Origin of the sequence: Rhizobium pisi, from assembly GCF_003938655.1 — a bacterium.
Lineage (GTDB): Bacteria > Pseudomonadota > Alphaproteobacteria > Rhizobiales > Rhizobiaceae > Rhizobium > Rhizobium pisi.
The window spans coordinates 1-19,630 of record NZ_RJJT01000037.1; the positions used below are offsets into that span (position 1 = coordinate 1).

18 protein-coding genes are annotated in these 19,630 nt (G+C 61.9%); 3 read left to right on the forward strand and 15 right to left on the reverse strand.

Features of this window, described 5'->3' with window-relative positions; all coding sequences use genetic code 11:
* Window positions 1-498 precede the first annotated feature (498 nt).
* Window positions 499-2,439, forward strand: a complete 1,941-nt coding sequence (locus EFD55_RS31145; RefSeq protein ID WP_125850736.1) for a M23 family metallopeptidase — start codon at window positions 499-501, stop codon at window positions 2,437-2,439.
* A 93-nt stretch (window positions 2,440-2,532) separates the two neighbouring features.
* Here the strand turns inward: EFD55_RS31145 and clpB are convergent, their stop codons facing one another.
* From clpB to EFD55_RS31175, 6 genes are all read right to left on the reverse strand, one after another.
* The gene (clpB, locus tag EFD55_RS31150; RefSeq protein WP_125850738.1) at window positions 2,533-5,133 is read right to left on the reverse strand and encodes an ATP-dependent chaperone ClpB; all 2,601 of its coding nucleotides are present in this window, start codon (window positions 5,131-5,133) and stop codon (window positions 2,533-2,535) included.
* A 254-nt stretch (window positions 5,134-5,387) separates the two neighbouring features.
* Entirely contained in the window at window positions 5,388-6,110 is a 723-nt protein-coding gene (locus EFD55_RS31155) for a DUF4167 domain-containing protein (RefSeq protein WP_125850740.1), read from the reverse strand.
* A gap of 344 nt (window positions 6,111-6,454) precedes the next feature.
* Complete coding sequence (gene prmC / locus EFD55_RS31160; RefSeq protein WP_125850742.1) at window positions 6,455-7,315, reverse strand: peptide chain release factor N(5)-glutamine methyltransferase; 861 nt, start codon at window positions 7,313-7,315, stop codon at window positions 6,455-6,457.
* Window positions 7,312-8,391 (reverse strand): peptide chain release factor 1, encoded by a 1,080-nt coding sequence (gene prfA, locus EFD55_RS31165; RefSeq protein ID WP_125850744.1) that lies wholly within the window; start codon window positions 8,389-8,391, stop codon window positions 7,312-7,314. The genes prmC and prfA overlap by 4 nt, the downstream gene beginning before the upstream one ends.
* A 28-nt stretch (window positions 8,392-8,419) precedes the next feature.
* Window positions 8,420-10,687 (reverse strand): phosphoenolpyruvate--protein phosphotransferase, encoded by a 2,268-nt coding sequence (ptsP, locus tag EFD55_RS31170; RefSeq protein WP_125850746.1) that lies wholly within the window; start codon window positions 10,685-10,687, stop codon window positions 8,420-8,422.
* An 89-nt stretch (window positions 10,688-10,776) separates the two neighbouring features.
* Window positions 10,777-12,051: an aspartate kinase gene (locus tag EFD55_RS31175; protein ID WP_064686444.1), complete on the reverse strand. Its 1,275-nt coding sequence runs from the start codon at window positions 12,049-12,051 to the stop codon at window positions 10,777-10,779.
* Window positions 12,052-12,347: 296 nt separating this feature from the next.
* On the opposite strand from EFD55_RS31175, the gene ubiG reads away from it, so the two are divergent.
* Window positions 12,348-13,094, forward strand: coding sequence for a bifunctional 2-polyprenyl-6-hydroxyphenol methylase/3-demethylubiquinol 3-O-methyltransferase UbiG (ubiG, locus tag EFD55_RS31180; RefSeq protein WP_125850749.1), 747 nt, complete (start codon window positions 12,348-12,350; stop codon window positions 13,092-13,094).
* A gap of 65 nt (window positions 13,095-13,159) precedes the next feature.
* On the opposite strand, the gene EFD55_RS31185 is transcribed toward ubiG, so the two are convergent.
* From EFD55_RS31185 to EFD55_RS31200, 4 genes are read right to left on the reverse strand one after another with little or no spacing between them, the layout of a single operon-like run.
* Window positions 13,160-13,588 (reverse strand): DUF1178 family protein, encoded by a 429-nt coding sequence (locus EFD55_RS31185; protein WP_125850751.1) that lies wholly within the window; start codon window positions 13,586-13,588, stop codon window positions 13,160-13,162.
* Window positions 13,585-14,442, reverse strand: coding sequence for a carbon-nitrogen hydrolase family protein (locus tag EFD55_RS31190; protein WP_125850753.1), 858 nt, complete (start codon window positions 14,440-14,442; stop codon window positions 13,585-13,587). The genes EFD55_RS31185 and EFD55_RS31190 overlap by 4 nt, the downstream gene beginning before the upstream one ends.
* A gap of 10 nt (window positions 14,443-14,452) precedes the next feature.
* Complete coding sequence (gene grxC, locus EFD55_RS31195; RefSeq protein ID WP_125850755.1) at window positions 14,453-14,710, reverse strand: glutaredoxin 3; 258 nt, start codon at window positions 14,708-14,710, stop codon at window positions 14,453-14,455.
* A 32-nt stretch (window positions 14,711-14,742) separates the two neighbouring features.
* Complete coding sequence (locus EFD55_RS31200; RefSeq protein WP_125850757.1) at window positions 14,743-15,519, reverse strand: ComF family protein; 777 nt, start codon at window positions 15,517-15,519, stop codon at window positions 14,743-14,745.
* A 77-nt stretch (window positions 15,520-15,596) separates the two neighbouring features.
* Between EFD55_RS31200 and EFD55_RS31205 the strand changes: the two genes are divergently transcribed.
* Window positions 15,597-16,481, forward strand: a complete 885-nt coding sequence (locus EFD55_RS31205; protein ID WP_125850759.1) for a class I SAM-dependent methyltransferase — start codon at window positions 15,597-15,599, stop codon at window positions 16,479-16,481.
* A gap of 15 nt (window positions 16,482-16,496) precedes the next feature.
* Here the strand turns inward: EFD55_RS31205 and EFD55_RS31210 are convergent, their stop codons facing one another.
* The 5 genes from EFD55_RS31210 to argJ all read right to left on the reverse strand — a co-directional run bounded on the left by EFD55_RS31210 (window position 16,497) and on the right by argJ (window position 19,616).
* Window positions 16,497-16,664: a Flp family type IVb pilin gene (locus EFD55_RS31210; protein WP_125850761.1), complete on the reverse strand. Its 168-nt coding sequence runs from the start codon at window positions 16,662-16,664 to the stop codon at window positions 16,497-16,499.
* Window positions 16,665-16,733: 69 nt separating this feature from the next.
* Window positions 16,734-17,051 carry a hypothetical protein gene (locus tag EFD55_RS31215; RefSeq protein ID WP_125850763.1) on the reverse strand — a complete coding sequence of 106 codons (318 nt, stop codon included), beginning with the start codon at window positions 17,049-17,051 and terminating at the stop codon, window positions 16,734-16,736.
* Window positions 17,052-17,177: 126 nt separating this feature from the next.
* Window positions 17,178-17,591 (reverse strand): 8-oxo-dGTP diphosphatase MutT, encoded by a 414-nt coding sequence (gene mutT, locus EFD55_RS31220; RefSeq protein ID WP_125850765.1) that lies wholly within the window; start codon window positions 17,589-17,591, stop codon window positions 17,178-17,180.
* The gene (locus EFD55_RS31225; RefSeq protein ID WP_125850767.1) at window positions 17,588-18,406 is read right to left on the reverse strand and encodes a GNAT family N-acetyltransferase; all 819 of its coding nucleotides are present in this window, start codon (window positions 18,404-18,406) and stop codon (window positions 17,588-17,590) included. Before EFD55_RS31225 ends, mutT begins: the two co-directional genes overlap by 4 nt.
* Window positions 18,375-19,616: a bifunctional glutamate N-acetyltransferase/amino-acid acetyltransferase ArgJ gene (argJ, locus tag EFD55_RS31230; RefSeq protein WP_125850769.1), complete on the reverse strand. Its 1,242-nt coding sequence runs from the start codon at window positions 19,614-19,616 to the stop codon at window positions 18,375-18,377. The genes EFD55_RS31225 and argJ overlap by 32 nt, the downstream gene beginning before the upstream one ends.
* Window positions 19,617-19,630 lie beyond the last annotated feature (14 nt).

The following is a 19,630-nucleotide window of genomic DNA, read 5'->3' on the forward strand; positions in this document are numbered from 1 at the left end:
CCGCTCCAAACTCGCGTCCAGAACACAAACCAGCATCAGCCAATCCGCTTGAGTTTCTTTAGAACGAAAGACTTCGTCGCCAGCAGCGCCGCCGCCCTCGTTCAGTGAGTGGGCTTATAGAACTAACACCCGGAAACAGTCAACAGCGCTTTTTGAAAAAAGTGATATTTCTTTCAAATCATTGTTTTTACATAGAAAATTCTGGGCCGCGCCGGAACGCTGTCTTTTTCCGGATTCCGAACGGCCTGACAGGACACGAAAAGCGATCATCTCTCGGCTTTTTGTGGAAAGAGTGCTTCTTTCGTCTTCCGCGCCCCGACATCATCACAATCTGCTGGTCTTAAGAGAAGCACGATTCACACAGGCAAACGCAGGCAGACTGCCTTTTCCTGAGTGATTTGACTTCCATGCCCAAAATATGCACATCTTTCGCCCCAGCCAGGATGGCCAAACAATGCCTCCAGAGACGTCGAATGTAAGGACGCGGACTAGACTGCCATGATGACGGAGAAAATGATGATCCGCTCGTTGGGCAACGAGCCTCCGCTTCTGGCAGACGGCAGGCGCGCACCCGACCGGCGCGAGGTTTCCCTGCGCTGGCTCTCGGGCACGTTCCTCACCGGCATTACATCGTCCGTCCTGATGGGCGTCGCCCTTTTTGCCGCCCTTGACGGCCGCCAGCAGCTGGCGATCCCCGCCGAAGCCTATGCAAGTGCGGCGGCCGAAGCACATGAGGATACGACGGTAGTCCGTGGCGGCCGGCTGATTGCACCCGCCATCGCCGCCAAACCTTCCGACCGCGCCATCATGGAAGTTTCGACCGTCGTCCACGACGGTGAGAAGGAGGTCGTGCGCCGCCAGCCTTTCGCACATGTGAAGATGACGCTGGCCGCCAACCATGTGGCGACCGAGGATTATCCCGACTTCGATCCACTGGCGATCTTTTCCGCCGACGAGCCGCAGCCCGCGCCGCAAAGCCGCACGGGTGCGATCTATGGCTCCGACGTCGAATCCGAAGTCAGCCTGAAGACCATTCCCTTCCCAACCGGCAAGTCCACCCTGCAGATGGCGTCCGGCCTGTCGTTTGAGGAAGTCGAAGAAAACGTACGCTCCAACGGTTCTGTCCTGACCGACGGCAACACCCAGCTCGCAGCCCTTTATTACGTCGATCCGCGCCGTTTCTCCAACGAGGATGCCGATGTCGATCTGACCGCAGGTCTCTCCGCCCGCGTGCTCGAACAGAACATGACGGTCTCCGCGCCGGAATCGATCACGCCGCAGACCGAGGAATTCGCCGACGACATCCTGCCCGTGCGCGTGGACACGACGATCGCCAAGGCACTGACGGATTCAGGCTATCCGCAACAATATGCCGATGGCATTGCCGGCTATATCTCGCAGCAACTCGGCACGGGTGAGCTTGAGAAGGGCGACGTGCTGCGTATCGGCATTATCCAGAAGGGCGAACAGGCAAAGATCATCCGGGCCAGCGTCTACCGCGGCACGCGCCATCTCGTCACCGTGGCCGTCGACGACAAAGGCAAATACGTGCCCGGCAGTGAGCCGCCGATGCTGGACGCAATCGCCACCGCCTTCGACGACAATTCATTCGCTCCGCCGCCAGGCCAGAACCTGCCGCGCGTCTATGACGGCATCTATCGCGCCGCTCTTTCCTACGGCATGACCAAGGATATGACGGCGCTGATCATCAAGCTGCTTGCGAGCAATGTCGATTTCCAGGCGCAGCTGCGGCCGAGCGATAGTCTCGAGGCCTTCTTCTCCGTCGCCGACAGCGCCGGCCAGGCGACCGAAGATTCCGAGCTGCTCTATGTCAACGCCCGTTTCGGCGATACACAGACGCGCTTCTACCGCTTCCAGGATCCCGAGGACGGCACGGTCGATTATTTCGACGAAAGCGGCAAGAGCATCCGCCAGTTCCTGCTGCGCAATCCGGTTCCGAACGGCATCTTCAAATCAGGCTTCGGCATGCGCCGTCACCCGATCCTCGGCTTCGCCCGCATGCATACCGGCGTCGATTGGGCAGCACCGCGCGGCACGGCGATCATAGCCGCCGGCAACGGCACGGTGGAGAAGGCCGGCTGGGATTCCGGCGGCTATGGCAACCAGACAATCATCCGTCATGCCAACGGCTATGAATCCTCCTACAATCACCAGAGCGCCATCGCCAAGGGCGTCTTGCCCGGCGCCAAGATCCGCCAGGGCCAGGTCATCGGCTGGGTTGGCACAACGGGCGAATCCACCGGCCCGCATTTGCATTACGAACTGATCGTCAACGGCACCAAGGTCGACCCGCTGCGCATTCGTCTGCCGGGCGGTAAGTCATTGCAGGGCGAAGCGCTGGCGAAATTCGAGGATGAGCGCAAGCGCATCGATACGCTGCTGAACAACCAGACGCCGGATCAGGTGGCGAGCAAATAATCTTCCGTAGCTGACAAGCGCCGCAGGCGTTCTTCAGCCATCGAACGAAAATGGCGGCCGAAGCCGCCATTCGCAATTCTTTGACAAAGCGGTTTATGCCGCTTCGCTTACCGTCTGCCGTGTCTTGAACTGCAGCCGGTCCGAACCGCTGGTCACCTTCACCGTCGATCCATCCGGCACCTGGCCGGACAGCATCTGCTCGGCCAACGGATCCTGCACGAACTTCTGGATCACCCGCTTCAACGGCCTTGCGCCGTAGATCGGATCGTAACCCTTGTTCGCCAGCCAATGGCGGGCTTCCTCGTCGAGATCGATGACAATCTTGCGCTCGGACAAGAGAGCCACAAGCCGTTTCAGCTGGATATCGACGATCGCGCCCATCTCCTCGCGCTTCAGGCGATGGAAGAGGATGATCTCGTCGATGCGGTTCAGGAATTCCGGCCGGAAATGCCCGCGCACGACATCCATCACCTGCTCGCGAACCGTATCGCTGTCGTCGCCGTCCCTGAGCTGCGTCAGATATTCGGCGCCGAGGTTCGAGGTCATGATGATCATCGTGTTGCGAAAATCGACCGTCCGGCCTTGGCCGTCCGTCAGGCGTCCGTCGTCCAGCACCTGCAGCAGGATGTTGAAGACGTCGGGATGGGCTTTTTCGATCTCGTCGAACAGCACGACCTGATAGGGTCTGCGGCGCACGGCCTCCGTCAGCGCCCCGCCTTCGTCATAGCCGACATAGCCGGGAGGCGCACCGATCAGCCGGGCAACGGAGTGTTTCTCCATGTACTCGGACATGTCCATGCGCACCATCGCCGTCTCGTCGTCGAAGAGGAAACGGGCAAGCGCCTTGGTGAGCTCCGTCTTGCCGACGCCGGTGGGACCCAAGAAGATGAACGAGCCGATCGGCCGGTTCGGATCCTGCAGCCCGGCACGCGCGCGGCGGACGGCGCGCGACACGGCCTGAACCGCATCGCCCTGGCCGATCACCGATTTCGCCAGCTCGTCTTCCATCCGCAGCAGCTTGTCGCGTTCGCCCTCCAGCATCCTGTCGACGGGAATGCCAGTCCAACGGGAAACGACATGGGCGATATTGTCGGGGGTGACCACCTCCTGCACCATCGCGCCACGTTCGCCGTCCTGCTTTTCAGCATCGACGAGCTGCTTTTCGAGATCGGGAATGACGCCGTAGGTCAGTTCGCCGGCGCGCTGGAATTCACCCTTGCGCTGGGCGATCGCCAGTTCGTTGCGGGCATCGTCGAGCTGCTTCTTGAGATCGGCTGCAAGGCCGAGCTTCTGCTTTTCCGCCTGCCAGCGGGCCGTCAGCGCATCAGCTTCTTCCTCGAGGCCGGTGAGTTCGGTCTCTAGCCGCTTCAGCCTGTCGGCAGAGGCGACGTCGGTTTCCTTTTTCAGCGCCTCACGCTCGATCTTCAGCTGGATGATGCGGCGGTCGAGTTCGTCGAGTTCCTCGGGCTTGGAGTCCACCTGCATGCGCAGGCGTGCAGCCGCCTCGTCCATCAGATCGATCGCCTTATCAGGCAGGAAGCGGTCGGTGATGTAACGGTTGGAAAGCGTCGCCGCTGCCACCAGTGCGGCATCGGCGATGCGCACCTTGTGATGCTGCTCGTATTTTTCCTTCAGGCCGCGCAGGATCGAGATCGTGTCCTCGACCGTCGGCTCATCGACGACGACCGGCTGGAAACGGCGGGCAAGCGCCGGATCCTTCTCGACATGTTTGCGATATTCGTCGAGCGTGGTCGCGCCGACGCAATGCAACTCACCGCGGGCAAGGGCAGGCTTCAGGAGGTTGGAGGCATCCATTGCCCCGTCCGCCTTGCCGGCGCCGACCAGCGTATGCATCTCGTCGATGAACAGGATGATCTCGCCGTTCTCGGCCTGCACCTCGTTGAGCACCGCCTTCAGCCGCTCCTCGAACTCGCCGCGGTATTTCGCACCAGCGATCAGCGCGCCCATGTCGAGCGCCATCAGCCTCTTATCCTTGAGCGATTCCGGCACGTCGCCATTGACGATGCGTAGCGCCAGACCTTCGACGATCGCCGTCTTGCCGACGCCGGGTTCGCCGATCAGGACAGGATTGTTCTTGGTGCGGCGGGAGAGAACCTGGATGGTGCGACGGATTTCGTCATCGCGGCCGATCACGGGGTCGAGTTTGCCCTCGCGGGCCTCGGCGGTGAGATCGCGGGCGAACTTCTTCAGCGAATCGAACCCCTGCTCGGCATTGGAGGAATCCGCCGTCCGCCCCTTGCGAATGTCGTTGATGACCTGGTTCAGGCCCTGAGCCGTCACGCCGGCATTCTTCAGCGTCGAAAAGGTGGAGGCGGAGGATTCGATCGCCAGCGCCTGCAACAGCCGCTCGACGGTGACAAAGCTGTCGCCGGCCTTCTTCGCCGCCTCTTCGGCGGTGGAAAGCACTTTGGCGAGCGGCTGCGCCAGATAAATATTGCCGTTGCCGCCTGAGATTTTAGGAAGCTTGGCAAGCGCCGCGTCATTGGCAAGACGGGCAGCCTTGGCATCGCCGCCGGCGCGTTCGATCAGTGACGCCGCCATGCCCTGATCGTCGTCGAGCAGCACTTTCAGCACGTGCTCGGGCGTGAATTGCTGGTGACCTTGCGCCAGCGCATAGGTCTGCGCCGACTGGATGAAACCGCGCACCCGCTCGGAATATTTCTCGATATTCATATTCTACCTCCATGGATCGCCCTGCCCTGACGAGGCGCAGACCGATGATTGAGATCGACCCCCTGAAAAGGCAGGCCGCGCTTGGCCCGTCTGGGATTTGGGCGAAGCAGTTCGAGGAGAATATGGTACGCTGTTTTAAGAGTTTAAAGAGCCCGTAAAATGAAAATCCCCGGCACAAGGCCGGGGATTTTCAAGGAAGTCCGAGCAGATCGAATGAGCCATCCGCGTCTGCCCGAAGGGAGACGCGAAATCTTTCATTCCGATGCGACATCCGCCAGCACCGGCACCTCGGCAGAGGCGTCCTCGCCTTCCGCGGCCGCGTCACCTTCCGCGCCACGACGCGGGCGACGGGGACGGTTGCCGGCGGCGCGGCGGCGGGGCTGGCGTTCGCGCGGCTGGCCGGCGGAACCTTCCTCGTCCATGGCGACCTCGGCGGGAATGCCTTCGATCTCCGGCTGCGGGCCGGTCCCGTCGATGACTTCGGGCTGGGGCGCCGGGGCGGGCGCCGTAGCGGCTGCCGGCTTCGGCTGTGCCTGCGGCTGATGCTGCCTGTTTTGCGGCGGCTGGACGACAACGACATCGTCGCCGTCATTGTCGTTCGCATCGATGTCGTCGCCATCGCGGTCGGAAGCTTCGCGGTCATTGTATTCGCCGCGGTCGTCGCGCTGGAAGCGTTCCTGCATCTGCGCCTGGGCGCTTGCGATGATGCGATTGTAATGCTCGGCGTGCTGAAGATAGTTCTCGGCCATCACGCGGTCGCCGGAACTCTGGGCATCACGGGCGAGCTGCGCGTATTTTTCTGCGATATGCTGCGCAGTACCGCGGATCTTCACATCGGGGCCGGAGCTGTCATAGGTCCGGGTCAGCGGGTTGCCGCCCTTGCGGTTGAAATTGTTGTTATTGTTATTTCCACCGCCGCCATTGTTATTGTTGTTACCACGCCCTCGACCGCGCTTGTTCTGCTGTCCTGGCCTCATAGATCGTTCACCTGAATTCTCTGTTTGTGATGGATACATGGCACCAACCGCCATGACCGGAAAACCGGGTCAGGACCTTTGTGCCGCGAGCATACTGCGCCTTTGCGCCGACCTGCCGCTTGGTTCTCAAGTCAGTTTGACTGATTCACGCGTTGGGTCGTGTTCAACCGTTGAAACTCTCGTTTAAAAGAGCGGACCCCCGAGGCAAACCAAGTACCGAACGAATCTCGTTCATTCCTATCTGCCCAACACGTGACCGCAACCTATATTGCTTCCCCCGGAAATCCAAGCCTTTTCTTCGCAATAGCAATAATGTTCTGTTCGATGCCGGCAATTACCGCCCGTCACGCGAGCGCGAACACGAGCACCCTGTCGTTTTGACCATAATCTTTAACGGATTTGAGGCATCTGAAGCCTTTCGCTTCGAAGATCGCCGTCACATCATTTCGCTGATCGTAGCCGATTTCCAGTCCCACGACCCCATCGGGTCTCATGAAACTTGCCGCATCCTTGGCTATGGCCCTATAGGCGTCAAGCCCATCCGGGCCGCCATCTAGTGCTGCAACCGGATCAAATTTCGTCACTTCGGGAGCGAGATCGTGAATGACATTGGAAGCAATATAGGGCGGATTTGAGACAATCGCGTGAAACGAGCCCTGGATGTTCTCGAACCATTTCGACTCCACGGCCTGAAAGCGATCCTGCAACCCGTTTCTTTCCGCGTTTGATTTTGCCGTCCGAAGTGCATCCGACGATATGTCGCTGCCGATACCCGACGCCTCGGGACATTCGCTCAAAAGCGCAAGGCATATCGCCCCGGTCCCGGTTCCCACATCAAGGATATGGAGATGGCCCTCGGCCTTTGCAAGGTCCTTGAGATAGACAAGCACCGTATCGACCAGGATTTCCGTATCCGGCCGCGGTTCCAGCGTTTCTGCCGAGAGCCCGAGCGGCAGGCCGTAGAATTCCCGCTCGCCGAGAATGCGGTGCACCGGCTCATGGGCAAGCCGCCGCTCCAGCGCCTTCAAAATCTCGCCGGCCTGCTCGCGCGAAAGCTTCTCGGTCGATCGCGTCAGGAGCTCCGTCGAGGACAGTTTCAAAAGGCCTGCGACAAGCAGCCGCGCGTCGGTTGCCGGATCGGCGATACCGCCTTCGGTGAAGCGGCGTCGCGCCTCGGCAAGCATCTCGGCGACCGTCGGGCTCACTGCTGTTCGCCGAGTTGCGCCAGCTGGCTTGCCTGATAGTCCGCCATCAGCGCGTCGACGACCTCCTCGATCTCGCCTTCCATCATCCGGTCCAGCTTGTAGAGCGTCAGGTTGATGCGATGGTCCGTCACGCGCCCCTGCGGAAAATTATAGGTGCGGATACGCTCGGAGCGGTCGCCGGAGCCGACCTGGCTCTTGCGATCGGCCGAACGCTCGCTGTCAGCCCGCTGCCGCTCGGCGTCATAAAGCCTGGAGCGCAGCACCTGCATTGCCTTGGCGCGATTCTGGTGCTGCGATTTTTCCGAGCTGGTGACCACGATGCCGGTCGGCAGGTGGGTAATGCGCACTGCCGAATCCGTCGTATTGACGTGCTGGCCACCCGCGCCCGAAGATCGCATCGTGTCGATGCGGATATCTTCCTGCCGGATCTCGATGTCGATCTCCTCGGCCTCCGGCAGCACTGCCACCGTGGCAGCCGACGTGTGGATGCGCCCGCCGGCCTCCGTTTCCGGCACGCGCTGCACGCGATGCACGCCGGATTCAAATTTCAGCTTGGCGAAGACGCCCCGGCCCGTGATCGTCGCGATAATTTCCTTGTAGCCGCCGGCTTCGCCTTCGCTTGCCGAGAGCACCTCCACCTTCCAGCCCTTTTCCGCAGCGAAACGCTCGTACATGCGAAAGAGATCGCCGGCAAAAAGTGCTGCTTCCGAGCCGCCCGTGCCGGCGCGAATTTCCAGGATCGCGCTTTTTTCGTCCGCCGCATCCTTCGGCAGAAGCAGGATCTGCATATCCTGTTCCAGCGCCTCGATCTGCTCCTTCACCTCCGGCAGTTCGAGTTCGGCGAGATCGCGCATTTCGCGATCGACCGATTTATCCTCGAGCAGCGCATCGAGATCGGCAAGCTCGGCGACCGCTTTCTCATAGGCGCGGATCTTCGTGACGACAGGCTGCAGCTCGGAATATTCGGATGCCAGCTTCACATAGACGTCGGCGGCTGGGCCTGCCGACATGCGCGCCTCGATCTCGCCGAAACGGCGTTCCAGCTCGCGCATTTTTTCAACGGGAAGCTTCGCCACCCTTCACTCCGATTCTTCTTGTATGTGTCTAAAGGGGAATATTGTGGCTCTCGGCGAAGCGGGCAAGCACTTCGCGCATCGGCACCGTCGAGTGACTATCGTCCAGTACCTCTTCCATCGCCTTCGTCAGTGCCCCGACATCGAGCCCGAGCAGCATCGCCTTGACGGGACCGATCGAAGCCGGCGACATCGAAATCGAGCGGAAGCCGATGCCGAGCAGCGCCATCGCCGAGATCGGCTTGCCGGCAAGCTCGCCGCAGAGCGTCACCGGCGTCTTGTTGCGGTCTGCCCCGCGCACGATATCGCGCAGGATCCGCAGAAAAGGCTTGCCGAGCGGATCGAAGCGATCCGAAACCCGCGCATTGCCGCGATCGACGGCCATCGAGAACTGGAAGAGGTCGTTCGAACCGACCGAGACGAAATCGACCGCTTCCATCAACTCGTCGAGCTGCCACAGCAGTGCGGGCACCTCAAGCATCGCCCCGAATTGCAGCTTGCGCGGCAGCCCGTGGCCGAAACGCGAGAGATGCTGCACTTCCTTCTGCAAGAGCTCGCGCACCATCTTCAGCTCGGAAACCTCGGTCACCATCGGCACCATCAGTTTCAGCTCGGTATCAGCAGATGCCTTCAGCATCGCGCGCAGCTGGGTTCGCAGCAGTCCCGGCCGGTCGAGCGACAGCCGGATGGCGCGCCAGCCGAGCGCGGGGTTTTCTTCTTCGTGGCCACGGAAATAGGGTACCACCTTGTCACCGCCGATATCGAGCGTCCGAAAGGTGACGACACGGCCCGCCGCCTGTTTGATCACATTGCGGTAGAACTGCTCCTGCTCCTCCGCCTTCGGCATGGTGGAGGCGATCATGAATTGCAGCTCGGTGCGAAAGAGACCGATGCCCTCCGCGCCCGATTCCGAAAGCTGCGGCAGATCGACCAGCAGGCCGGCATTCATCATGAGCGAGATGCGCTGTCCATCCTTGGTGACCGGCTCGATGGCGCGCAGCGCCCGGAACTGCTCCTGCCGCCTGGCGCGGAAGCGGACCTTCTCCTCGTAGGATCGCCGGTGATCGGCCATCGGCCGGAGATGCACATGCCCCTCGTCGGCGTCGATGATGACAGCATCGCCATTCTCGGCGAGCGCCACCACGCCCGCCGCCTGGCCGATGACGGGAATGCCCATGGCGCGTGCGACGATCACCACGTGGCTCGTCACCGCCCCTTCCTCCAGCACCAGCCCGCGCACATTGGCGCGGGGATAATCGAGCAACTCGGCTGCCCCCATGGCGCGCGCCAGAATGATTGCGTCGTTGGGGAAACCTTCGCCGGTCGTCCGCCCGGTATAACCCGTCAGCTGCCTGAGCAGGCGGTTTGCCAGGTCCTCGAAATCATGCATGCGTTCGCGCAGATAAGGGTCGGTCAACCGCATCATCCGCGCCTTGGTGTCGCTCTGGACCTTCTCGACCGCCGCTTCCGCCGTCAGGCCGTTGCGGATCGCCTCCTCCAGCTTGCGCACCCAGCCCTGGTCATGCGCGAACATGCGATAGGTTTCGAGCACCTCGCGATGCTCGCCCTCCATCGAGACGTCGCGGCGCGACAGCATGTCATCGATCGAGATCCTGAGCGAGCCCATGGCCTCCGCCAGCCGCCGGATCTCCTTGTCGGTATCCTCGTTGAGCAGGTTGGTGACGACGATGCGCGGCTCGTGCAGCACGACGTAGCCGAGGCCGATGCCGTCATTATAGGTATCGCCGTCGATCGTCACCGAGCGTGTCAGGTCGAGTTCGAGGCCAGGCTTGGTGATCTTCTTGAGCTCGCCGGTGGCGATCATCTCGGCAAGCACCATCGCCGTCGTTTCGAGCGCTTCCAGCTCTTCTTCGCGATAGTTGCGGCTTGCCTTGTTCTGCACGACGAGAACGCCGAGAGAGCGCCCGGTTCGGAGAATCGGCACGCCGAGGAAGGAATGATAGATTTCTTCGCCGGTCTCCGGCAGGTAGCGGAAGGCTGGATGCGACTGCGCATCGGAAAGGTTCAGCGGCTGGGCCGAAGCGGCGATCGTGCCGACGAGGCCCTGCCCCATCTTCAGCTGCGCGAGATGCACGGCCTCGCGGTTGAGGCCTTCGGTCGCGTAGAGTTCGAGCACGCCGTCGGCGCGCAGCACATAGACCGAGCAGACCTCGGCCACCATGTTGCTGGCGATCTGTCGGACGATCCGGTCGAGACGATCCTGCGGCTCCAGCGGCTCTGCCATCAACTCGCGCAGCCGCCTGAGCAGCACGCGCGGACCGCCGGAAAGGTCTCTCATGACGTCTCAAGCTCCCGAAACAACACTCTCTGTCCCGGCGGGCCCGCCTCCGTCTCCTCAACCTGAAGGGGCAGGCCGCCCGCTGGGAATCAATTCTTATCCAGACCGTAGCAGGAATGCAAAGTCCTGACAGCGAGTTCTGCATAGGGACCGTCGATCAGGATGGAAATCTTGATCTCGGAGGTCGTGATCGCCTTGATGTTGATGCCTTTTTCGGCAAGTGCACGAAACGCGGTCGCAGCAACACCCGCATGGCTGCGCATGCCGATGCCGATGACCGACACTTTCACCAGCCCCGATTCGTTCTGCACGACATCGTAACCGATCTTCTCCTTATGGTCGCCGAGGACCTTGATCGCCTTCTCGACGTCGCCTGACGGCACGGTGAAGGTCATGTCGGTCTTCGATCCATCCTCGGAAATATTCTGGACGATCATGTCGACATTGATATGGGATTCGGCAAGCGGCCCGAAGATCGCGGCGGAGACGCCCGGCCGGTCGGCAAGACGGCGAAGCGAGATCTGAGCCTCATCCTTGGCATAGGCGATGCCGGTGACTACTTCCTGTTCCACGATTTCATCCTCGTCACAAATCAGCGTTCCGGGCGGGTTCAACAGATCGCCCATGCCCGGAGCATCGGGATCTTCGAAAGACGAGCGCACGAAGGTACGCACCTTGTGCACCATGGCAAGCTCGACCGAACGCACCTGCAGCACCTTGGCGCCGAGCGAGGCCATTTCCAGCATTTCCTCGAAGGCGATCTTCTTCAGCCTGCGCGCCTGCGGCACAATGCGCGGATCGGTCGTATAGACGCCGTCGACATCGGTATAGATATCGCAGCGATCCGCCTTGACAGCTGCCGCGATGGCGACGGCCGACGTATCCGATCCGCCGCGCCCGAGCGTCGCGAGGCGGTTGTCAGGTCCCAATCCCTGGAAACCGGCGATGACGGCGACCTGGCCCTCGCCCATCCGCTTGATGATGTCGGAACCGTCGATCTCCAGAATACGCGCCGCGCCATGGGCGTTGTCGGTCCGGATCGGGATCTGCCAGCCCTGCCAGGAGCGCGCATTGATATCCATCGCCTGCAATGCGATCGCCAGCAACCCCGAGGTCACCTGTTCGCCGGAGGCGACCACCGCATCATATTCGCGCGCATCGTAGAAGGGCGAATTGGCGCCGATCACCTTCGGCATGCCCTGCACCCAGCCGACCAGCTCATTGGTCTTGCCGGACATGGCCGATACCACCACCGCCACCTCATGGCCGGCGTCGACTTCGCGTTTCACATGGCGGGCAACGTTCTTGATGCGGTCCAGGTCAGCGACGGACGTGCCGCCGAATTTCATTACGATGCGTGCCATATGCCTCTACCACGACTGGCGCCGGAAAACGGAAACCCGGACCCGGCATCACGAAAGCTCTGGGGCGGACCGCTTGGCGAAAGAGCCGGATTCCCATTTTCTGGAACCGCTCTAAAAGCCCAGGCCCTGAAGGCCCCAAGTTGCGGCGTCTCTTAGCGAGTTTGGCGGGGGGAGGCAAGCGCGCGATAAAAGCAATCGCCGAGCGTCTGCGCCTTCGCCAGTTGGCCGATACCCACGCCCCTTGACTTATGCCCCCGATCGTCCGACTTCACTTGTCAGAACGCAAGGAGTGGACGATGACGGAAACCGCCAGAAGCACGATCGACCAGGGCGAAGTGGACCGCTTCTCGGCGATGGCGGCGGAATGGTGGAGCCCGACCGGCAAGTTCAGGCCGCTGCACAAGTTCAATCCCGTCCGCCTCGCCTATATAAGAGACAAGGCCTGCGAGAATTTCGGCCGTGATCCGAAAGGCGCCCGACCGCTTGAAGGCCTGCGCGTGCTCGATATCGGTTGCGGCGGCGGCCTCCTGTCCGAGCCTGTCGCGCGCATGGGCGCCTCTGTCGTCGGCGCCGATCCTTCCGAGAAGAATATCGGCATAGCCTCGACCCATGCGAAATCCTCCGGCGTTTCGGTCGATTATCGCGCCGTCACCGCCGAGCAGCTTGCCGAGGCCGGCGAAACCTTCGATATCGTCTTGAACATGGAAGTGGTCGAACATGTCGCCGACGTCGAATTTTTCATGGCGACCTGCGCAAAAATGGTCCGCCCCGGCGGCCTGATCTTTGTCGCCACCATCAACCGCACGATGAAAGCGGCGGCGCTCGCCATCTTCGCTGCCGAAAACATCCTGCGCTGGCTGCCGCGCGGTACCCATCAGTATGAAAAGCTGGTGCGTCCGGAAGAACTGGAAAAGCCGCTGACCGCAGACGGGCTCGAGATCACTGACCGCACGGGTGTCTTCTTCAATCCGCTGTCCAACCAGTGGAACCTCTCCAGAGATATGGACGTGAATTATATGCTGCTGGCAAAGCGACCGGCGTAATCCGCCGTCAATTAGCTGGCTACGCTTTCTACAGGTGCGAGGACGCCAGACGCGCGGGCTGCATCTCAGTTCACGTCTTCCGGCAAAACAGGGATAGCAGCGATGTCGATGCCCTCTTCCACGAGGGCCTGGGCCTCGTCGACCGTTGCCTGGCCGATGATGCCGCGGGCGTCTGCCTCGCCATAATGGATCTTGCGCGCTTCCTCGGGAAACTTCGCCCCGACATCCTCGGAATTGGCTTTGACGGCCGCGACGGCCTCTTTCAGCTTTTGCAGGGCCTCCCGGCGCATCGCATCCATCGCCAGTGTCTGCCTCTCATCCTTCTTGCGCGCCGTCGATACCGAAGGCGCCATCAGGAGTTTGGAAATGACGGCGGAATGGCAGACGGGACAGGTCAGGAAACCGGTTTCCACCTGACGGTCGAAATCGGCGCTCTCCGAAAACCAGCCTTCGAATTCATGGGCATTGTCACAGGTAAGGGAATAATGGATCAAGCGGCGACGCCTCCAGCGATTGCTCCCGCGATCTTCTCGACCGAGAATTCCCGACCGTTCCTGAGGTTCGGAATCTTGTCATGCGCAGCCTTGACCGCGGCGGGATCGATTTCGGCGACGATAACAGCCTCGCCGGTGGCGCCGGCCGAGGCCAGCACCGTGCCCCAGGGATCGATGATCATAGAATGGCCGAAGGTCTCGCGCCCGTCCTCGTGCCGGCCGGCCTGCGCGGCGGCAATGACGAAGACGCCGTTCTCGATCGCCCGTGCCCTGAGTAGGATCTCCCAATGCGCCTCGCCGGTCTGCCTGGTGAAGGCGGCAGGAACCGTCATGACCTCGGCGCCGGCAACAGCCTGGGCACGAAAGAGCGCCGGGAACCGAACGTCGTAGCAAATGGCAAAGCCCATTTCCGCAAAGGGCAGCGACACGACGCGCGCTTCCGAGCCGGCCGTATAGGCCGCACTTTCGCGCCAGCTCTCGCCATTGTCGAGGTCGACGTCGAACATATGGATCTTGTCGTAGCGATTGAGGATCCGACCATCGGGACCGAACAGAAAGCCGCGATTGGCGATCTTGCCGTCGGCAAGCGCGATGGCCGTTGAGCCGACATGCATGTAGATGCCTAGTTCCGCCGCGAGCTCGGAGCCGGTCTTGACGATGATGTCGTCAGTCTCGCCGGCAAGCACGGCGCGCGCCGCTGCGCGGTCGCGCTGCAGCATGCCGGTCATTTCGGGCGTCTGCACATAGGTCGCGCCCTGGGCGGCGGCGTCACGGACGAGCCGCGCCATGGCTGCGGCGTTCCTCACCGGATCGACCCCGGAGCACATCTGGACGGCGGCAGCCTTGAAGCTCATCGGTTCTTCCTCAGGCCACGAGCATCGGATCGAGCTTGCCAGCCCGATCGAGTGCAAAAAGATCGTCACAACCGCCGACATGATCGGCGCCGATGAAGATCTGCGGGAAGGTGGTGCGCCCGTTCGACTTGCCGATCATCTCCTGGCGAAGATCCGGCGAGAAAGTCGCATCGTGCTCGACATATTCGACGCCCTTTTCTTCGAGAAGGGACTTGGCGCGGATGCAATAGCCGCAGAACTGCCTTGTATAGATCGTGACGGGTACCATGATATCTCCAGACGGATGCCGGGTATTTTCTGTCATATAGGCTCGGAGAGAGCCCTTGCAAAGGTCAAAACCGTGATATCCGCAGCCCCCGCCTTGCGTACCGTGCGGCTTGCGGCGGCAACCGTCGCCCCTGTCGTATAGACGTCGTCGACGAGCACAATGCGCTTGCCGGAGACATCGTTTTCGCAATCCTTGGCAATCGCGAAAGCACCCCTGACATTGTCTTCGCGCGCCTTCGCACCAAGACCGACTTGCTGGCTGGTGCGCTTGACGCGGACAAGGGTGGTGGCAAGCAGCGGCTTGCCCGAAAGCCTTGCCATATGGCGGACAAGCTCGGCCGCCTGGTTGAACTTGCGTGCCAGCATGCGGGTGCGATGCAGCGGCACCGGGATCAGCCCATCACAACTTTCGACCGTGCCGTCGGAGGCGCGCAGCATCCAGGCCGCCATCATCGGCGCCAGATCGGTGCGATCGCGATACTTGAGCCCGTGAACGAGATCGCGGACCGCATGGTCATGGGTCGCGGCCGACCGCAGCCGGTCGAAGGGCGGCGGATTGGCGATCGCCTCGGCGCTGAGGATGCCGGTGCCGAGATCATGCGAGAAAGGAATGCCGAGCACCTCGCAATAGGGCCGTTCGATGAAGCGGATGCCGGACCAGCATTTCGCGCAGAGCCCGCGATGGCCGACGGTCGAAATACCGCAGACGGAACAGGCGGGCGGATAGAGGAAATCGGCCAGCGCCGAAAACGGCCGCAAGAGATGCGCCCGCAAGAATTTTGACGGAGTTTCGAAATCGATCGGCCCCATGCGGCTGAGACTAGCGCATAGCCTCGAAAAGGAAAATCGCCTTGCCGCTTCAGCGAGGCGGGACTATGGACATCCCTATGGAAACGATCTTCGACAGAGCCCTGATTGCCGCACATCGCCATCGCGCGCTTGTCGGCAACGATCCGAAAGCCGCCTTCCTGCTCGACATCGCCGCCGAGGAAATGGCCGAAAGGCTTGCCGTCGTCGAGCGCCGCTTCGAAACAGCCGTCGAGTTGCACGGCGCGACGGGTGCCGCGGCCCGCGCGGCAATGGCGACCAGCAAGATCGGCAGGATGATCCGCGTCGAAAGCGACAAGGCCTATGCGGCCCCAGGCGAAACCTTGATCGAGGCGCCGCTCGAGGACGTGCCGCTCGAGCCGCAATCAGCCAACCTCGTCCTTGCACCGCTCAGCCTGCATCTGACCAATGATACGCCGGGTGTTCTCATCCAGATCCGGCGCGCCTTGAGGCCGGACGGCCTGTTCCTGGCCGCGATCCCCGGCGCCGGCACGCTGCAGGAATTGCGTGAGGTGCTGTTGGCCGCGGAGGCCGAGATGACGGGCGGCGCAAGCCCGCGCGTCATTCCCTTCGCCGATGTGCGCGATGTCGGCAGCCTCCTGCAACGCGCCGGCTTCACGCTGCCGGTGATCGACGCCGAGAACTACACGGTGCGGTACGACTCGCTTTTCCCCCTGATGCGGGATCTAAGGGCGATGGGCATGAGCAATCCGCTCGCGGCCCGCGGCCGCACGCCGCTCACACGCGCCTTCTTCCTGCGCGCGGCGGAGATCTATGCCGAACGTTATTCCGATCCCGACGGACGCATCCGCGCGACCTTTTCGATCATCTATGTCTCGGGATGGGCGCCGCACGAGAGCCAGCAAAAGCCGCTCCGGCCGGGCTCCGCCAAAGCACGCCTTGCCGACGCGCTGAAGGTGGACGAGCACAAGCTCAGACAGTAGCCGCTGGCGGCTTTTTCAATTTGCGGGCAGATTGTTGCTGATCACGCCGAAGACGTTCTGCAGGGCATTGGTAAAAAAACCGAGACCGGAAATGAGCGCGGTACAAATGAGGGCGGCGATCAGGCCGTATTCGACCGCCGTCGCACCTCTGTCATCTGCAAAAAATGCTTTCAAAAGACGCATTACCCCATCCCTCTGCGTGAACCGAATGCTTCAACAAATTCCACGGCCATCAGGCGACGGCCGGCATTTTCAGCAACCGGAGCCGACCCCGTATCCCTGGACGACGCAGACCGAGCCAGGCGTCTCCTGAAGGACGCTGCGGCGGATCGTATAACGCTTGCCGCCTTCATCCTTCGGAATCGATCCCGTCGTGATCGTGTCGAAATCCACCGGAGCGCTGGCAAAGACACTCTTCTTCGAGGAATCCGCAAGCATGGGCGTCAGGATGAGCGTCAGGGCCACCACCGCCGTGCCGAACAGAAGGGCGATATTGAGCGCACCCGTCCTGCGCGAGGCAGACGAAGCCCGTTCCTTTTCCCGGACAGCTTTCCAGAAATCATCGTCCATGACGTCAAGCCTTTTTATACACGCACGCCAGATGCTTGATTGAGGCCGATCTTTGGCAGAAGGTGTTAAACGATCTATTAATATCCACAGCCGAAAATGGCGTTGGGTGATAATAATCAGGTAACGCTAAAGTAAATCCTGCAGCATCGGGATGAGCGGCTCGTCGGCCGGCGGCATCGGGTAGTCGCGCAGCGCCTGCGGACGCACCCATTTCAGAGCCTGACCCTCGCGACCTTCGGCAATGCCCTCATAGCGCCGGCAGATATAAAGCGGCATCAGCAGGTGGAAGGTCTCGTAGGAATGGCTGGCAAAGGTGAGCGGCGCCAGACAGGCGATCTTGGTCCTGATGCCGAGCTCTTCCTCGAGTTCACGCACCAGCGTTTCCTCCGGCGTCTCGCCGGGCTCAACCTTGCCGCCCGGAAATTCCCAGAGCCCAGCGAGCGACTTTCCCTCTGGCCGCTGTGCCAATAGGATACGCCCGTCGGCATCGATCAGCGCGCAGGCGGCGACCAGCAATATCTTCCGGCCTGCTTCGCTCATCTCGGCTCCTGCTGCCAGTAGCAATAATGATAGGCGTCGCGAAAGCCGAGGCGCTCATAGAGGGCGATGGCCGGGCGATTGGAAAGCTTCACCTGCAGCCAGGCCGAGCGGGCGCTGCGCATGCGCGCCCAGCGCAGTGCCGAAGTCAGGATTTCGGTGCCGAGCCCCTCGCGCCGCCGCGTCTCGGAAACGGAAAGCGACATGATGCCGGCAAGGTCGTTGTCCTGGACGCAGAGCACGGTCGCAAGCGGGCCTTCCATCGCATTCTCGATCAAGAACAGGCCCGACGGCGGCTTGATCGCCGAAATGATTTCGGCAAGCGCCGGCTTCAGCGTCGGCGGCGCCTGGTCGACAGCAAGGTTGGCGTCGACGAAACGGCCGACATCGTGGGTCGGCAGATGATCAAGCGTATCCGGCAGTTCCGCCTCGGCGAGATCGCAGGTCATCACAACAGTCTCGTCGAACTGCGTCCAGTTCTGCGCGCGGAGAAGATCGATCAGCACGGGCGAGGCAAGCGGCGTCTGGCGGACCACGGCGGCGCGGCCATAGGCCTCGAATTTCCGGCGCGCCTTTTCCAGGCGGATTTCGACGTCGCGATGATCGGAGGGATCGAGCGGGACGATGGAATTCAGCCGGTTGGACGGGTGGCCGGCCGTCAGCCGCACCTGCCAGCTGCCGTCATACTGCACCGATGCCGCCGGCCAGGCGCGGAAGCCGACGGCCTCCAGCCTGCGAACCAGCGGCAGATTCTGTTGGGAAATGGATGCCTGCGCCAATGAACGATCAGCTCCGATAGTCGCCGTTGATCGCAACATATTCCTTGGTAAGGTCGCAGGTCCAGACGGTTGCCGAACCAGTGCCGAGGCCGATATCGACTTTGACGGGGATATCCTGCGCCTTCATGACATCCGAGGCTGCCACCTCGGAATAATCGGGATCGCGCTCGCCATTGACGGCGACCCTGACGTCGCCGAACCAGATGGCTAGCCGGTCGCGGTCGGCCATCTCGCCCGATTTGCCGACGGCCATGACGATGCGGCCCCAATTGGCGTCTTCGCCGGCGGCCGCCGTCTTGACGAGCGGCGAATTGGCGATCGACAACGCAATGCGCTTGGCGGCGGCGTCGCTCTCGGCGCCCGTCACCGTGATTTCCAGCATCTTCGTCGCTCCTTCGCCGTCGCGCACCACCTGCAGCGACAGATCCTTCAGCACGTCGTTGAGAGCGGCCCGGAAGGCGGCAAGGCGCGGGTCGTCGGCACGTTCGATGCGGGCCTGACCGTCCTCGGCCGCGGCACCCGTCGCAAACAGCATCAGCGTGTCGGAGGTGGACGTGTCGCTGTCGACGGTCATGGAATTGAAAGTCGGACCGACGCCGTCGGACAGAAGCGCCTGCAAAGCCGCAGGCGTGATATCGGCATCGGTGACGACGAAGGAAAGCATCGTCGCCATATCGGGCGCAATCATGCCGGCACCCTTGGCAATGCCGTTGATCGTGACAGTGACGCCGCCGATCTCAGCGCTGCGGGTCGAGACCTTCGGATAGGTGTCGGTCGTCATGATCGCTTTTGCGGCCTCGAACCAGAAATCGCTGGTGGCCTCGGCCTGCATCCGCTCCAGGACGCCTGAGAATTTGGTGGCATCCAGCGGCTCGCCAATGACGCCGGTCGAGGCCAGATAGACCTCGTTTTCGCCGCAGCCGACGGCTGCTGCAGCCGACTTCGCCGTCAGCGCGGTCGCCTGGCGACCCTTCAGGCCGGTGAAGGCGTTGGCGTTGCCTGAGTTGACGACGACGGCCCGCGCACTGCCATGAGGAAGGTTCGCGCGGCAGAAATCGACTGGCGCCGACGGGCACTTGGAGCGGGTGAAGACGCCTGCGACCGCTGCCGGCTTGTCGAAGACCATCAGCAGCACGTCGGTGCGGTTCTTGTATTTAATGCCGGCAGAAGCCGTCGCCATGCGCACGCCGCGCAGCGAGGGCATGGAGACGAAAGATTTCGGAGCGAGCGGGGAGACGGAACCGGACATGATACGACACCTGC

Bases quoted from the DNA above. Each gene is read 5' to 3' on its own strand.
- EFD55_RS31145 (WP_125850736.1), top strand. From the start codon at position 499: ATGATGACGGAGAAAATGATGATCCGCTCGTTGGGCAACGAGCCTCCG.
- EFD55_RS31190 (WP_125850753.1), bottom strand. From the start codon at position 14,442: ATGAGCTTCAAGGCTGCCGCCGTCCAGATGTGCTCCGGGGTCGATCCG.
- EFD55_RS31205 (WP_125850759.1), top strand. From the start codon at position 15,597: ATGGAAACGATCTTCGACAGAGCCCTGATTGCCGCACATCGCCATCGC.
- EFD55_RS31175 (WP_064686444.1), bottom strand. From the start codon at position 12,051: ATGGCACGCATCGTAATGAAATTCGGCGGCACGTCCGTCGCTGACCTG.
- clpB (WP_125850738.1), bottom strand. From the start codon at position 5,133: ATGAATATCGAGAAATATTCCGAGCGGGTGCGCGGTTTCATCCAGTCG.
- ptsP (WP_125850746.1), bottom strand. From the start codon at position 10,687: ATGAGAGACCTTTCCGGCGGTCCGCGCGTGCTGCTCAGGCGGCTGCGC.
- ubiG (WP_125850749.1), top strand. From the start codon at position 12,348: ATGACGGAAACCGCCAGAAGCACGATCGACCAGGGCGAAGTGGACCGC.
- argJ (WP_125850769.1), bottom strand. From the start codon at position 19,616: ATGTCCGGTTCCGTCTCCCCGCTCGCTCCGAAATCTTTCGTCTCCATG.
- EFD55_RS31155 (WP_125850740.1), bottom strand. From the start codon at position 6,110: ATGAGGCCAGGACAGCAGAACAAGCGCGGTCGAGGGCGTGGTAACAAC.
- EFD55_RS31210 (WP_125850761.1), bottom strand. From the start codon at position 16,664: ATGCGTCTTTTGAAAGCATTTTTTGCAGATGACAGAGGTGCGACGGCG.
- EFD55_RS31225 (WP_125850767.1), bottom strand. From the start codon at position 18,406: ATGTTGCGATCAACGGCGACTATCGGAGCTGATCGTTCATTGGCGCAG.
- EFD55_RS31215 (WP_125850763.1), bottom strand. From the start codon at position 17,051: ATGGACGATGATTTCTGGAAAGCTGTCCGGGAAAAGGAACGGGCTTCG.
- grxC (WP_125850755.1), bottom strand. From the start codon at position 14,710: ATGGTACCCGTCACGATCTATACAAGGCAGTTCTGCGGCTATTGCATC.
- mutT (WP_125850765.1), bottom strand. From the start codon at position 17,591: ATGAGCGAAGCAGGCCGGAAGATATTGCTGGTCGCCGCCTGCGCGCTG.
- EFD55_RS31200 (WP_125850757.1), bottom strand. From the start codon at position 15,519: ATGGGGCCGATCGATTTCGAAACTCCGTCAAAATTCTTGCGGGCGCAT.